Here is a 13,167-nt window from a genome sequence, read left to right as displayed (position 1 = left end):
TCCCGATCCTTCGCAGGGAGGCGATGGCCCGGCACTCTGAGAAGGAGTCACCATGAAGGCTGTCCGGTTCACTGCTTGGAAGACGTTCCCCTCGATCGAGGAGGTCCCTCGCCCGGTCCCCGGGCCCGGTGAGGTGCTGCTCAAGATCGCCGGTGCGGGTGCGTGCCACTCCGATGTGGCCGTGTTCGAGCAGTTCGACGAGAGCATGGGCGAGCAGCTCGCTCCGGCTTACACGCTCGGCCACGAGAACTCGGGCTGGATCGAGGAAGTCGGCCCCGGAGTGACCGGTGTCAATGTGGGGGACGCCTTCCTCTCGTACGGTCCGATCGGCTGCCAGCACTGTCCGGCCTGCTCCCGCGGACAGGACACGTACTGCTACAACGCCGCGACCCAGCCCTACCTCGCCACCGGCCTCGGCCGCGACGGCGGGATGGCCGAGTACATGACGGTTCCGGCACGCAACCTCGTTCCGCTCGGAGACGCGGACCCCATCACGGCGGCACCGCTGTCGGATGCCGGCCTCACGCCGTACCACGCGATCAAGCTCGCCCTCCCGAAACTGGCCGGTGGCGGGAAGTCCGCCCTGGTGATCGGACTCGGCGGACTCGGGCAGATCGCCGTCCAGATCCTCGCAGCCCTGACCGGCGCCGACATCTACGCCACCGACATGAAGCGCGAAGCGATGGCCGAGGCACAGAAGTCGGGCGCCATCCCGATCGAGGGCGGCGAGGGACAGGCGGAGCGGATCCGGGAGGCGACCGGCGGTCAGGGCGTCGACGCGGTGTTCGACTTCGTCGGGGTGACGCCCACGATCAAACTCGCACAACAGGTCGTGGCTCGACGCGGTCGCATCACGGTCGTCGGCGTCGCCGGCGGCCCCACCGACTGGAGCTTCTACACCAACCCGTACGAAGCGGAGCTGACGAACACCTACTGGGGGACGATCGAGGAGCTCTACGAGGTCGTCGACCTGTACCGCAGCGGGAAGATCACGCCGCAGATCAAGACCTACCCGATGAGCCAGGCGCTGGACGCCTACCGCGATCTGCACGACGGGAAGCTCAGCGGACGCGCTGTCGTCACCCCGCACGCGTGAACGCCGCAGGCCGGAGCCGGAAGGCTCCGGCCTGTTCTGCGAGCTCGCAGAGGGTGCCGGGGATCAGTCGCGGGGCGAGAGCAGGTAGGCGTTGAGCTCGTCCGTCAGCGACACGTCCACGGAGAGCGACGCGCCGTCGATCGCCGTGATCGCCGCGGCGAGGCGCACGCTGGAGACCAGCCACGCGGCGTCGGCACGAGGCAGGTCGGATGCGGGGATGCGGTCGTACGCCGTCTCGAAGCCCCGGCCCTCGAGGTGCTCGTAGACGCTGAGCTGGGTGGTGCCGTGCAGGATGCCCCCGTTCGGCGCCGGGGTCACGAAACGATCGCCGTATCGGAGGATGAGCGACGCGGTCGGCGCCTCGAGCACGAAGCCGTCGCTCGACAGGAAGATCGCATCGTCGGCGCCGCGGCGGCGGGCCTCCCGCAGAGCGGCCATGTTCACCGCGTACGACAGCGTCTTGGCCCCCAACAGCAGCCAGGGCGCTCGCTCTGCCGCACCCAGGTCGTATCCGCGGTCGAGCGTGACCACGCGCACCCCGTTCGCGCGTACCGTCGAGAAGTCGGCGGCGGGCGCGGCGGTCACCCATGCGGTCGGGGTGGGACCGTGCTCGACACCGCGACTGAGGATCAGCTTGATCACGGACTCCCCCGACCCGAGCTGGGCGGCGGCACGCTCGACAGCTTGCCGCCACTGCGCGAGGTTCGGAACGGGAAGGTCGCACAGACGGGCGGAGTGGGCGAGGCGCTCCAGGTGCGGAACGACCTCCTGCGCGTGCCCGTCGATGACGCCGATCGACTCGAACACGCCGTCACCGCGTTGCGTGCTCAGCTCGCCCACGCTCAGCGCCGGCGCCGCCGCATCCACCTGCGTGAAGGTGTCGCCGTAGTCGGAGCGCTGCTCCTCTGCGGCGACGGGATCGATCATGAGTGCGAAGCGCCCGGTCATGATCCGAGCCTAGAGGGCGGGAATACCTCGGGCCTCATCGCGTTACAATGGAACGGCCGGGCCGCATAACCCCGGGCTCCATTTTTTGCCGCTTCGAGCGGCCTTCCGCCGAGAGGCGTTCTTGCGGCCCGGTCTTTCTCTGTCCTGCGCCTCCGCGCCGCAGTGCAACGCCTCAGGCGAGGGCCCCCATGCGCCACAGCACCGCGGCTGCCGTCAGGTCCTGGGCATAGCTGCTCAGGCGGAGGGCGCGGGTGGTCAGTTCGCTGGCACGGGCCGGTTCGGTCTGCTCGTAGTCGTCTGCCGTGTGCGTGGCACCGGAGGCCTGCACCCGGCAGAACGCACCCGCACGATCCAGCGCCACCGCGAAGTCGCCGCGGAACGCCCCGCGCAGAATCGTGTCGATGAGTGCGACGAGCTCGTCGGGACTCGCCGGCACCGGGGCACCCGCGATCACGACATCGGCCGAGGGTAGCTCGACCCGCCCTCGGTCGTAGAGCAGTGCCGCGGTGCGAGGGTCGGCGTGGATCGCCAGCTGCAGCACATACAGACGCCACAGCGCACCGGGCAGCGTGCGCGACGGCGCCTTCGACCACAACTCGGCGATCTCGTCGATGCCGTGCTCGGCGGTGAAGGCGACGAGACGTTCTGCGCTCGCTCCGCTCTCGTCCGCGCGCACGCGGGTCAGCAGAGCCGAGGCGGTGGCGTGCGCGACCCGTGTCTCCTCGGCGGGATCATGCGCGCCGACGATGTTCTCGAACGCGGCGGTCGGTCGACGCACAGGGCGATGGTGCTGCTCGGGCATCCCTCCAGGGTACGCGCGATCGGCGACCTTCAGGCCGTGGGGATCACGATCACCGGGTCTGTGGTGGGCTGCCCGGTCGGCGACCCTCCCGCCTGCTCGACGGTCACCGCGATGGCGTCGCCGGCCTGCATGTCGCCCGCGAGAAGCGCCGTGGCGTCGCCGCCGTCGACGTCGAATACTCCGGCCGAGACGGGAGCGTCACCGCGCACGAACCAGAGCTCGTAGGTCTCGCCCTCCGCCGGTGTCGGGATCCCGTCTGCAACCAGCACGGCCTTGCCGACCGAGGCCGACCAGTGCGCCGTCGCCGTTCCCCCGTCGTCGAGGGCGACCGTGGCCTGTTCGGCATCTCCCGCCGCCTCGATCTCCTGCAGCGCCACGACGCTCGCAGGGCGGTTGAGCTGATCGTTCAGGGCGACCGCGCCGACACCCACCCCGACGAGGACGGCTAGGCATGCGGCGAGCGCGAACACCGCGCGCACCCACCGCCGCGGTTTCGCCGGCGTCGGGTCGTGCGCGACCTCTGCGGGCCCCGCGGACGGCACGTCCTCGGCGGACGGCGCGTCCGGCGAAGTGCGCGCCGGGGTGGCGGCGGCGCTCCGTCCGGCATCATCCGATCCGGCGTCCTCGTTCTGCGGCGTCACGGCGATCTGCGCGAGCAGCGCTGACCGGATGCTCGTGGGAGGATCGACGGTCGCCGCGGTCTCGGCGAGCAGGCCTGCCGATGCGGCATCCGCGTCAACGATCGCCTGCCACTCCGGGTGTTCGATGAGGGCGGCGCGGAAACGTCGCTCGTCGTCTGCGGAGAGCGTGTGCAGGGCGGCACCTGCCGCGAGCTCCGCGAAGTCCTTCTCGTTCATGCCGTCACCCCCATCGCCGTGCGCAGTCGGGTGAGCCCGTCTCGCATCCGTGTCTTTATGGTCCCCAGCGGCGCACCCACGAGGGCCGCAATCTCGTTCTGACTGTAACCGCCGTAATACGCCAGGACGAGCGCTTCGCGCTGCACCTCAGGAAGCTCCGAGAGTGCGCCGACGACCTTCTCGCCTTCGATCCCCAATTCCACCTGCTCTGCGACGCTGTCATGAGCCACGCCGATGTCCTTGAACCCGGCCCGCACATCACGGTCGGCGCTCGACTGCGAAGCCCGCACCCGGTCGACGGCCCGACGATGCGCGATCGTCATGACCCATGCTCGTCCCTGACCTCTGTTCGGAGCGAAGCGGGAAGCGGATTGCCAGATCTCCAGAAAGACCTCCTGAAGCACCTCTTCGCTCTGTGCACGGTTCACCAGGACGCGGCGGATGAGGCCGAACGCGCGGGGAGAGAGGGCATCGTAGAGATCGGCGAAGGCAGCCTGGTCACCGCCGGCGACGCGCACGAGGAGGTCGCCGACAGCATCCTGCGTCGCGCCGTCCTCCGGGACGTCCATTCCGTCGATGACCATCTCCACAAGCATGCCGTATCTCCTCTCCGTTCCCGCGCAGACGTCACCCGAACGTGAAGGAATAGACCTCGACACCGGGAGGCACGTCGAGTGAGAGCGTGCCTTCGGCGATGTCGTCCTGCTTCACGAGCTCGTACGACCGCGGAGTCCCCTCGACCGTCACCGTCTCGGACGAGCCGTCGTCGCGGCGGACCACGATGTCACCCGAGCCGGCCACCACGATCCGGACTTCGGCGGCGTGATACTCGAGGCTGATCTCTCCCGCGTCCCCCTCCGGCGTCGCGTACTGCGTCTCGATGGTCCAGTCGCCGTCCAGCGCGAAGCTGTCCGCCGGCTGATCCTTCGGGAACTCGTACGTGTCCGTGCCCCGGCGGTACTCGCCGTCGCCGCCGTAGTTCACGTCCTTCGAGGAGCCGAGGAACGTCTCCCTGGTGGTCGAACCCACATCCGGGGTGTCATCCTCGACATCGGTGGCCGCCGGCAGCTGCACCCCGGGATCCGCGTCTTCCAGCAGCTCCCGGATCATGGACTCGGTCGCGGCGTAGTTGCCCTCACCGAAGGAGATGTGCCGGACGGTGCCCTCCGCGTCGATCAGGTAGTGCGCGGGCCAGTACCGGTTGCGGTAGTTGGTCCATGTCGACAGGTTGTTGTCGAGGGCGACGGGATACTCGATGCCGAAGTCACGGGTCCCGGCCGCCACGTTCCCCGGGTTCTTCTCGAACGCGTACTCCGGAGAATGGATGCCGATCACCTGGAGCCCCGCATCGCGATAGGTCTCATCCCAGGCGACGACGTGCGGGATCGACCGCTGGCAGTTGATGCACGAGTACGCCCAGAAGTCGATGAGCACCACCTGGCCGCGCAGGTCCTTCAGGTCGAGCGCCTCCCCGTCCGGGGTGTTGAGCCACTCCTGGATGCCCTTGATCGAGGGGGCGGTCCCGCACGACTCGAGTTCCTCGGCGCCGTTGGTGCACTTGTCGAGGTCCTTGTTCTCCTCGTTCACGAGTCCGCCGAGATCGAGGGCATCCTGCACCTGCTCGGAATCGGCGATCTGCTCCTGCAGCGGTGCCGTGTAGTCGGGCAGCAGCCGCTGCAGAGCCTGCGGCACGCTGAACACCAGACCGACGGCGAGCGCGATCATGGCGATGCCAGCCGCGATGCGCAGTCCGCGCTCCTTCGACCGGAACGAGCGGATGCGCTCCACCACGCTGCGACCGGCCAGCGCGAAGATCAGCAGCGGAACGGCGACCCCGATCGCGAACGACACCGTGAGCAGCACGGTTCCGATGCCGATCTGCCCGGTGGACCCTGCGACGATGATGGCTGCCAGCACCGGACCAGCACACGGCACGAAGACCGCGCCGAGGGCGAGTCCGACACCGAAGCCGCTCCCCCGGTTCTTCACCTCGCGCTGACCGAACCGCTGGAACGGCCGCTCGAGGATGTGCTGGAACCGCGGCACGATGAGCCCGACGCCGATGATGACGAGCACCGCGATGCCGACCCATCGGATGATGTCCTGCGGCAGATTCAGCAGCCCGAGGAGCAGGGATCCGCCCAGGGTCACGAGCGTGAAGCTCAGCACTAGGCCCGCGATCACGAAGTACGGTCTGCTTCGTCGCGCCGGCACCACTTCGTCGTCGTACTTCGCGGACTGCGCGCCGCCGGTGAGGAAGATCACGGGAAGCACGGGCAGGATGCACGGCGAGATGCCGGTGATGAGCCCGCCGAGCAGGCCGATGATGATCAGGTCCATGAGGTCCCCACTTCTGTCAGGGGCTGTTCGCTCCGGGGGCGTGAACGGATTGGATCCGGGGACTCCGCAACTTTTCTGAGATTTCTCCCATCCGATCCGGAGGGGGTTCCGAACAGCCCTCGACGCCACGGAGAGGCCGTGGCTCAGTTCTGAAGGAGCTCGACATGTTCAGCACCAAGAAGAAGGTCACCGCAGCAGTCACTCTCGGACTGGCGAGCGCGTTCCTGCTCTCCGCCTGTTCGATGGGCAGCGGCAGCACCACGGAGGAGTCCACCGAGCCCAAGGCACCGGAGACGTCGGAGTCGACGCCGATGGAGATGGACCCGGCGGCGAACCTCGTCGGTCCCGGCTGCGCCGCCTACGCCGACGCCGTGCCGGACGGCGCCGGATCGATCCAGGGCATGTCCCAGGACCCGGTCGCCGTCGCCGCATCGAACAACCCGCTGCTGACCACGCTGGTCGCCGCGGTGAGCGGCCAGCTCAACCCGGATGTCAACCTCGTCGACACGCTCAACGGCGACGAGTTCACGGTGTTCGCGCCGGTGGATGACGCCTTCGCGAAGATCGACCCTGCCACCATCGAGGCCCTCAAGACCGACAGCGCGACGCTGAGCTCGATCCTGACGTACCACGTGGTCCCCGGCCAGATCGAGCCGGCCGACATCGAAGGCATGCACACGACCGTTCAGGGTGCAGACCTCGAGGTCGCCGGCAGCGGTGACGAGTGGATGGTCAACGACGCCAACATCGTCTGCGGTGGAGTCCAGACCGCGAACGCGACCGTGTACCTGATCGACACGGTTCTCATGCCCCCGGCTGAGTAAGCGGGGATGGCCGGGAGGAGGACCCGGCAGGCACCCTTCGCGGGGAGCAGGGGGAGGATCCCTCGTGAAGGGATGGGGCCGTCAGCGGACGTGGATCGCTGACGGCCCCTCGTCGTGCGCACTAGACTGGACGCAGGGGCCTCTAGCTCAGTCGGCAGAGCATCGGACTTTTAATCCGCGGGTCGTGGGTTCGAGCCCCACGGGGCCCACCGCACAGGTCGCCTCGCGGCATCCGTCTCAGGATTCGCCGTCGTGCGTGCCCGCGAGGAGTTCGTCGCGGATCTCCGCCACACCGCTCGGCAGCGATTCGCCCTCGAGCTCGAACACCGGCGCATCCGGAGTCCCGCCGATCGCGCACACCGCGACCGTGTCCTGATCGCCCAGCGTCTTCGGGATCACGACGAACCAGAGCGACTTCTCACCCAGGTACTCCGTCGTCGCCATGTCGCTGAAGTACGTCGCATCCGGTGCGAGCGGCTTGGTCTTGTCCGTGCAGAGCGCGACCAGCTCGGCGCCGGTGAACTGCGCGCCCGTCTCGACCGGGTCGGGGGTCGCAGAAGACGAGGGCGAAGACGACGGAGACGGAGACGGAGAGTTCGAGGTCTCGGCCGGCGTGGGACTCGGCGCGGGCTCGGGAGCACACCCCGCGAGCAGGATGAGCGCCGGCAGAAGGACGAGGGCAGGACGAAGACGCATGTCTGGATGCTATCGACCCGGTCCCGGTTTCGCGGTCGAGCGCTCCGACGCATCGCGGTTCTCCTGTATCACCGCCTCGGCGCAGCGACCACCCCCTTTCGCGCCGTGTCCCCTCACGAGAGAGTCGACGCGTCCCCGAACAGGCGGACGACACTCGACGAAAGGACGATCCATGACTCTCACCGGCAGCCGCGTGGCATTCCTGGCGACGGACGGCTTCGAGGACAGCGAGCTCACCAGCCCGTGGGATGCGGTCACCGCCGAAGGCGCGAGTGCGACGCTGATCGCTCCCTCAGGGGCCGCGATCACCGGCAAGAACGGTCATGAGCAGGCCGTGGATCTGCTCTCCGCCGACACGACGGCCGACCAGTTCGACGCGCTCGTGCTCCCCGGCGGTGTCGTCAACGCCGACCACCTGCGCCTCGACGAACCGTCGATCGCGCTGGCCCGCTCGTTCTTCGAGCAGCACAAGCCCGTCGGCGTCATCTGCCACGGCGCCTGGATCCTGATCGAGGCAGGGGTCGTCGACGGCCGCACCCTCACGAGCTACCCCAGCCTGACCACCGATCTCCGCAATGCGGGCGCGACGTGGGTCGATGAAGAGGTGGTCGTCGATGAGCGCCTCGTCTCCAGCCGGACTCCCGACGACCTGCCCGCCTTCAACGCGAAGCTCGTGGAGGAGATCGGCGAGGGGAAGCACTCCGGGCAGACGGCCTGACGCGGTCGCCGTCTGGGGCGCTCAGGCGCGCGCACGGTGGCGGCGCACGGCCGCACGATTGGCGCAGCGCACGGAGCAGAAGCGCTGCCGGCCGTTCCGGGTCACGTCGGCGACGACGTTCGTACACGGAGCGGCCTGGCAGCGCCCGAGCCTGCTCATCCCTCGCGTGACCAGGTGCAGCGAGGTGCCGAGGCTGATGATCGCACGCAGCACGTACGGCAGCGACGGCACGTCGTCGCGGTAGTGCAGGTGCCACCCCTCTCCGTCGTGGTTGGTCAGTCGCGGGTACGCGGCGGCGGTCGCCAGTTGGGCGTTCAGCAGCGCAGCGCGCGCGTCGGGATCGGGTTCGTCGACGATCGCGAGCCAGTCGTCGATGGCCGCCCTGACCTTCGCATGATCGTCGGAGGCGGGCGGGAAGGTCTGCGTCATGCCCAGTTCGAGCGTGCGCTGCTCGATCCCGGCGCGGTCGGTCGGCCAGTCGTTCGCGAGTGAGGCCGCCAGCAGCACCGCGTATTCACCGTAAGGGTTGAGATGCATAAGACCATTACATCACGCTGGATGCATGACCTCCCTCGACACGCTTCCGATCCCCCGCGTCCCGCTGACGTCCGAGACCCACGAGCACGCGTGGCGCACCGAGTCACGGCATCCCACGAGCGACGGCACCGTGCTCTACGTGCGCTGCGGGGTGTGCGGGTCCCGCAGGGTCGACCTGCAGGAGCATCCGCACACGCCGCCGGTCGCCGTGAGCGCTGACCTCGGACGCCCGCGCAGCTGACCCTCTCAGACCTCCACGATCTCGCCGTTGCGCGGAATCCTCGATCGCCGCCGCACCGCGCCGGTTCACCCGGTCAGCTCGATGAGTCGGCGGGTCGTGCGGAGATTGCGGGCGGTCCCCGCGACGCCGAGAGCACGATCGAGCACGGTCTTCGTGAGTTTCGTGGAGTGCACGCCACCCTGCCCGTAGTCGATCCACAGGTCGTCGCCGATCAGAGCGAGGCGCTCCGCCGGTAGAAGGCGCTGCTCCAGAACCTCCACCGCGTCCGGCGTCGGAGGCCCCTCGAGGAACATCGCGTGCACGAACTTCACATCCCCTTCCGGGAACGGCTGCTCGCCCTCGGACGAGACCAGCTGCGCGTTGGTCCGATGGATGACCGGGGTGTCGACGCCGAACTCGCTGAGGATCGCGGCGCGCACGGCTGCGCACGCGGCATCCGGATGAGCAGGCGTCGCACAGATGATGTTGCCGCTCGCAATGTAGGTCGAGACGTCTTCGAGGTCGGTCTCCGCCTCCAGCACCTCTCGGAGGCGCGCCATGGGGACGCTGCTGCGTCCACCGACGTTCACGGCCCGCAGCAGCAGGACACTGCGGGTCACGCGTCGGTGCTCTCGATCAGCTCTGCGCCGGCGTGCACGAGTTCGGCGAGCGCCGCATCGCTGGGCTCCGGGGCGACGCCCGCGACCAGGTCGGTGAGCACCCGGACGCGCACGCCGTGCGCGATGGCATCGAGGGCCGATGCCCGGACGCAGTGGTCGGTCGCGAGGCCGGCCACGTCGGCGCTGAGCACCCCTGCCGCACTCAGGATCGCCCCGACGGTCTCCCCCTCCGGCGTCTCACCCTCGAACATCGAGTACGCCGGCTTGCCCTGCCCCTTGCGGACGTGGTGCGTCACGGCCGCGGTGACCAGCAGCGGATCGTACTCGGCGCCGTCCGTGCCTGCGACGCAGTGCACAGGCCAGGAGTCGACGAAGTCAGGTGCGTCCGCGAAGTGGCCTCCGTTGTCGCTCGCGGCGTCGTGCCAGTCGCGAGACGCGATGATCACCTGATACTCCCCGGAATGCGCAGCGAGAAAGGTCGTGATCGCGGCGGCCACGGCGTCACCTCCCGCGACGGCGAGTGCACCGCCCTCGGTGAAGTCGTTCTGCACGTCGACGACGAGAAGCGCTCTGCTCATGCTTCGAGGGTACGCCGCACGAGACGGGAAAGGCCCCGTGATGTTCTTCGCATCACGGGGCCTTCGGAGCCGCTTGTCAGAATCGAACTGACGACCTTTTCATTACGAGTGAAATGCTCTGCCGACTGAGCTAAAGCGGCGTGCGACGCGTGAGCGGCGCGATCACCGATATTACCTTGTCTCGCGCCCACTCGCGAATCGAGCCCCACTCACTCGCAGCGGAGGCCGTCCTCCGGCACCACGTCGTCGAGCAGGAAGGCCTCGACGGCGTCGTCCACGCAGGCGTTGCCCTTGTTGTAACCGGTGTGTCCTTCGCCGACGCGGGTGATGAGGACGCCTTCCTCCAATTGGTCGGCGAGTGACTCGGACCACTCGTACGGCGTGGCCGGGTCGTTCGTCGTGCCGATCACCAGGATGGGACCAGCGCCCTCGGCGGTGATCTCGCCGCGTGTTCCCGTCGGCGGGTACGGCCACACCTCGCACGAGTCCGGGCCGCTCCAGTAGGGGGCGATGGTCGGGGCTCCCTCGGCGATCTTCTCGTCGATCGCGGCTTGGGCTGCCGGGTCGTCCTCCACCGGGTAGTCCATGCAGTTGTACGCGCGGAACGCCTCGGTGGAGTTGTCGATGTAGACGCCGTCCTCCCGGCCGTTGTAGAAGTCGGCGAGGAAGAAGGCCGAGCCCGGGTCGCCCTGGAGCGCCTCGTCGAGTGCCTGCGTGAGGTATCCCCAGTTGTCCTGCGAGTACAGGGCGGCGATGATGCCCGTCATCAGGGAGTCGGCGCCCATCAGGCGGCCGTCGCCGTTCTTCAGCGGGGTGCGGTCGACACTCGCCAGCAACGCCCCGAGATCGGTCATCGCTTCGTCGACGCTGCCGTTGAACGGGCACTCCCCGGAATCGAGGCAGTCCTGCATGTACGCCCGCAGTGCGGATTCGAAGCCGAGGGCCTGCGTGGCACCCACTTCGAGTCCGGGGACGGCGGGATCGATCGCACCGTCGAGCACCAGACGACCGGCCTTCTCGGGGTAGAGCTTCGCGTAGGTCGCACCGAGGAACGTGCCGTAGGAGTACCCGAGGTAGTTCAGCTGCGTGTCGCCGAGGACGGCGCGGATCAGGTCCATGTCGCGAGCGGCGTTGACCGTCGTGATGTACGGCAGGATGCCGCCGCTGTTCGCATCGCACGCCTCGGCGAAGCCCTTGTGCGCCTCGAGGAGTTCGGCCTCCCACTCCGCCGTGCCACGGGCCGCGGCAGGGATTCCGTAGAGGTACTCGTCCATCTCGGGGGCGTCGTAGCAGGTCACCGCCGTGGAGGCGCCGACCCCGCGCGGATCGAACCCGATCACGTCGTAGTTCTCGATGAGGTCAGCGCCGACCGCGAACGTGAGGTTGTTCTGCACGAGGTCGACGCCGCTCGCACCAGGACCGCCCGGATTGGTCAGCAACGAACCGACCGGAGTCCCCTGCGCGCGATGGCGGACGACCGACAGCGTGATGTCGCCGGCGCTCGGGTTCTCCCAGTCGAGGGGCGCCGTGACATCCGTGCAGTCGAAGCCGGGGCCGCAGTCCGTCCATTCGAGTTCCTGCGAGTAGAAGGGCAGCAGGTCTTCGGACACACCCTCGGTGTCGGGCGCGCTCGTCGTCGACGGACGAGACGCCTGCTCGGGGATCATCGCGTACAGGCACCCGGAGAGCGCGACGGACGCAGCGGCGATGCCGGCGATCACCGCAGCGGCGCGACGGAAGCGGGAAGTCGATCGATTCGTCACGGTTTCCTCCCGCTCGTGATCGTCACGAGCAAGCTCTCCAGGGCGAGCAGCGGGGCGACATTGCGCTCCAACGCCTGCCGCGTCTCGGCAAGGTGGTCAAGTACGACCAGCGTACGGGTCTCCGACCAGGCGTCTGCGAGACCCTCGAGTTCGGAACGCAGCTCGCTGTTGATCAGATCGTCGCCGCGCCCGAACTGGAGCATGACGACATCGCGGAACAGGGACTGCAGGTCGGTGAGCACGCGGTCGATGCCGTCTCGCAGGCTGCGGGTGGCGCGCTTCTTCTGGTCGTCTTCGAGAGCGGACAGCTGCGTGCGCAATGCCGGAGGCACCGCCTGCCCCTCGGCGATCCCGATCGTGCGCAGGAGAGAGGCCCGCTCGTTCGCGTCGCGCTCGGCGGTGAGGGCCTTCGCATCCTCGGTCGCGGCCTGGATGATCCGCCCGGCGACCTCGACCGCGTCGCCGACCCCGCGCACGGCGATGACCGACCTCAGGGTCTCGTCGCGCCGCCGACGAGCGGAATCGTCGGTCGCGAGTCGCTGCGCCATGCCGATGTGTCGTTGCGCGTGGCGAGCTGCCTGCTCCGCGATGCTCTCGTCGACGCCGGTGCGCAGACTGATCAGTCGGGCGACATCGGTCACGTCGGGCTCGCGCAGACGCAGCGAACGCACCCGGGAGCGGATCGTGGGCAGCAGATCGGCCTCGCTGGGCGCGCACAGGATCCACACCGTCTGCTCCGGCGGCTCTTCCAGCGCCTTCAGCAGCACGTTCGAGGTGCGTTCGACCATGCGGTCGGCATCTTCGACCACGATGACCCGGTAGCGACCGGCCGACGGCGCGAAGTAGGAGCGCTCGACCAGACTGCGAGCCTCGGCGATCGTGATGATGACCTTGTCGGTGCGCAGAGCCGTGACATCGGGGTGGGTGCCCGCGAGCACCTGGCGCATCACGGCCTCATCGTCGGGGTGATCGGCGATGAGGGCTGCGGCGAAAGCGTATGCGAGGGTCGAACGGCCCGAGCCCGGAGGACCGGTGATCAACCATGCGTGCGAGAGCGCTGCAGGATCGGATGCCGCGGTCCGGAGCGTGTCGACGGCCGCGTCCTGGCCCCACACATCCGCCCACGGGAACGGGGCGGGAACGGTCTGGGGCATGCACTCAGCCTAAT

At 68.6% G+C, this 13,167-nt stretch carries 15 protein-coding genes and 2 tRNA genes; 5 read left to right on the top strand and 12 right to left on the bottom strand.

Translation table 11 applies throughout. The features are described from left to right. Positions 1 to 52: 52 nt before the first annotated feature. Complete coding sequence (locus AB0E56_RS08410) at positions 53 to 1,096, top strand: NAD(P)-dependent alcohol dehydrogenase (RefSeq protein WP_359798137.1); 1,044 nt, start codon at positions 53 to 55, stop codon at positions 1,094 to 1,096. A 63-nt stretch (positions 1,097 to 1,159) separates the two neighbouring features. Here AB0E56_RS08410 and AB0E56_RS08405 read toward each other — a convergent pair whose 3' ends face one another. The 5 genes from AB0E56_RS08405 to AB0E56_RS08385 form a co-directional block, all read right to left on the bottom strand. Continuing rightward, entirely contained in the window at positions 1,160 to 2,044 is an 885-nt protein-coding gene (locus tag AB0E56_RS08405) for an aminodeoxychorismate lyase (RefSeq protein WP_359798135.1), read from the bottom strand. 172 nt (positions 2,045 to 2,216) lie between these two features. Next, entirely contained in the window at positions 2,217 to 2,846 is a 630-nt protein-coding gene (locus AB0E56_RS08400) for a DNA-directed RNA polymerase subunit beta (protein WP_359798133.1), read from the bottom strand. 29 nt (positions 2,847 to 2,875) lie between these two features. Then, a complete protein-coding gene (locus tag AB0E56_RS08395; RefSeq protein ID WP_359798132.1) occupies positions 2,876 to 3,703 on the bottom strand; it encodes an anti-sigma factor in 828 nt (275 codons plus the stop codon). Next, the gene (gene sigK / locus AB0E56_RS08390; protein WP_359798131.1) at positions 3,700 to 4,299 is read right to left on the bottom strand and encodes an ECF RNA polymerase sigma factor SigK; all 600 of its coding nucleotides are present in this window, start codon (positions 4,297 to 4,299) and stop codon (positions 3,700 to 3,702) included. Before sigK ends, AB0E56_RS08395 begins: the two co-directional genes overlap by 4 nt. Positions 4,300 to 4,330: 31 nt before the next feature. Next, positions 4,331 to 6,043, bottom strand: coding sequence for a cytochrome c biogenesis protein DipZ (locus tag AB0E56_RS08385; protein WP_359798129.1), 1,713 nt, complete (start codon positions 6,041 to 6,043; stop codon positions 4,331 to 4,333). Between the two features lie 164 nt (positions 6,044 to 6,207). On the opposite strand from AB0E56_RS08385, the gene AB0E56_RS08380 reads away from it, so the two are divergent. Both AB0E56_RS08380 and AB0E56_RS08375 read left to right on the top strand, forming a co-directional pair. Further along, positions 6,208 to 6,867 carry a fasciclin domain-containing protein gene (locus AB0E56_RS08380; protein ID WP_359798128.1) on the top strand — a complete coding sequence of 220 codons (660 nt, stop codon included), beginning with the start codon at positions 6,208 to 6,210 and terminating at the stop codon, positions 6,865 to 6,867. A 136-nt stretch (positions 6,868 to 7,003) separates the two neighbouring features. Beyond that, positions 7,004 to 7,076, top strand: a tRNA-Lys gene (locus AB0E56_RS08375). Between the two features lie 28 nt (positions 7,077 to 7,104). On the opposite strand, the gene AB0E56_RS08370 is transcribed toward AB0E56_RS08375, so the two are convergent. After that, positions 7,105 to 7,563 carry a hypothetical protein gene (locus tag AB0E56_RS08370; RefSeq protein WP_359798127.1) on the bottom strand — a complete coding sequence of 153 codons (459 nt, stop codon included), beginning with the start codon at positions 7,561 to 7,563 and terminating at the stop codon, positions 7,105 to 7,107. A gap of 172 nt (positions 7,564 to 7,735) precedes the next feature. On the opposite strand from AB0E56_RS08370, the gene AB0E56_RS08365 reads away from it, so the two are divergent. Then, positions 7,736 to 8,281, top strand: coding sequence for a type 1 glutamine amidotransferase domain-containing protein (locus tag AB0E56_RS08365; protein WP_359798125.1), 546 nt, complete (start codon positions 7,736 to 7,738; stop codon positions 8,279 to 8,281). A gap of 21 nt (positions 8,282 to 8,302) precedes the next feature. On the opposite strand, the gene AB0E56_RS08360 is transcribed toward AB0E56_RS08365, so the two are convergent. After that, positions 8,303 to 8,818: a CGNR zinc finger domain-containing protein gene (locus tag AB0E56_RS08360; RefSeq protein ID WP_359798123.1), complete on the bottom strand. Its 516-nt coding sequence runs from the start codon at positions 8,816 to 8,818 to the stop codon at positions 8,303 to 8,305. A gap of 25 nt (positions 8,819 to 8,843) precedes the next feature. On the opposite strand from AB0E56_RS08360, the gene AB0E56_RS08355 reads away from it, so the two are divergent. Then, entirely contained in the window at positions 8,844 to 9,059 is a 216-nt protein-coding gene (locus AB0E56_RS08355) for a hypothetical protein (RefSeq protein ID WP_359798121.1), read from the top strand. A 65-nt stretch (positions 9,060 to 9,124) separates the two neighbouring features. Here the strand turns inward: AB0E56_RS08355 and AB0E56_RS08350 are convergent, their stop codons facing one another. From AB0E56_RS08350 to AB0E56_RS08330, 5 genes are all read right to left on the bottom strand, one after another. Further along, entirely contained in the window at positions 9,125 to 9,658 is a 534-nt protein-coding gene (locus AB0E56_RS08350) for a DUF1697 domain-containing protein (RefSeq protein ID WP_359798119.1), read from the bottom strand. After that, on the bottom strand, positions 9,655 to 10,236 hold the full coding sequence (locus tag AB0E56_RS08345; RefSeq protein WP_359798117.1) for an isochorismatase family protein: 582 nt from the start codon (positions 10,234 to 10,236) through the stop codon (positions 9,655 to 9,657). Before AB0E56_RS08345 ends, AB0E56_RS08350 begins: the two co-directional genes overlap by 4 nt. 67 nt (positions 10,237 to 10,303) lie before the next feature. Then, positions 10,304 to 10,376, bottom strand: a tRNA-Thr gene (locus AB0E56_RS08340). 69 nt (positions 10,377 to 10,445) lie between these two features. Further along, the gene (locus tag AB0E56_RS08335) at positions 10,446 to 11,999 is read right to left on the bottom strand and encodes an alpha/beta hydrolase (protein WP_359798115.1); all 1,554 of its coding nucleotides are present in this window, start codon (positions 11,997 to 11,999) and stop codon (positions 10,446 to 10,448) included. Beyond that, positions 11,996 to 13,153: a DNA polymerase III subunit delta' gene (locus AB0E56_RS08330; RefSeq protein ID WP_359798114.1), complete on the bottom strand. Its 1,158-nt coding sequence runs from the start codon at positions 13,151 to 13,153 to the stop codon at positions 11,996 to 11,998. Before AB0E56_RS08330 ends, AB0E56_RS08335 begins: the two co-directional genes overlap by 4 nt. Positions 13,154 to 13,167: the final 14 nt, after the last annotated feature.

Source organism: Microbacterium sp. NPDC028030 (assembly GCF_040637855.1).
Lineage (GTDB): Bacteria > Actinomycetota > Actinomycetes > Actinomycetales > Microbacteriaceae > Microbacterium.
Note: the sequence above shows the minus strand (reverse complement) of the source record. Positions and strands in the feature narration are given on the sequence as shown.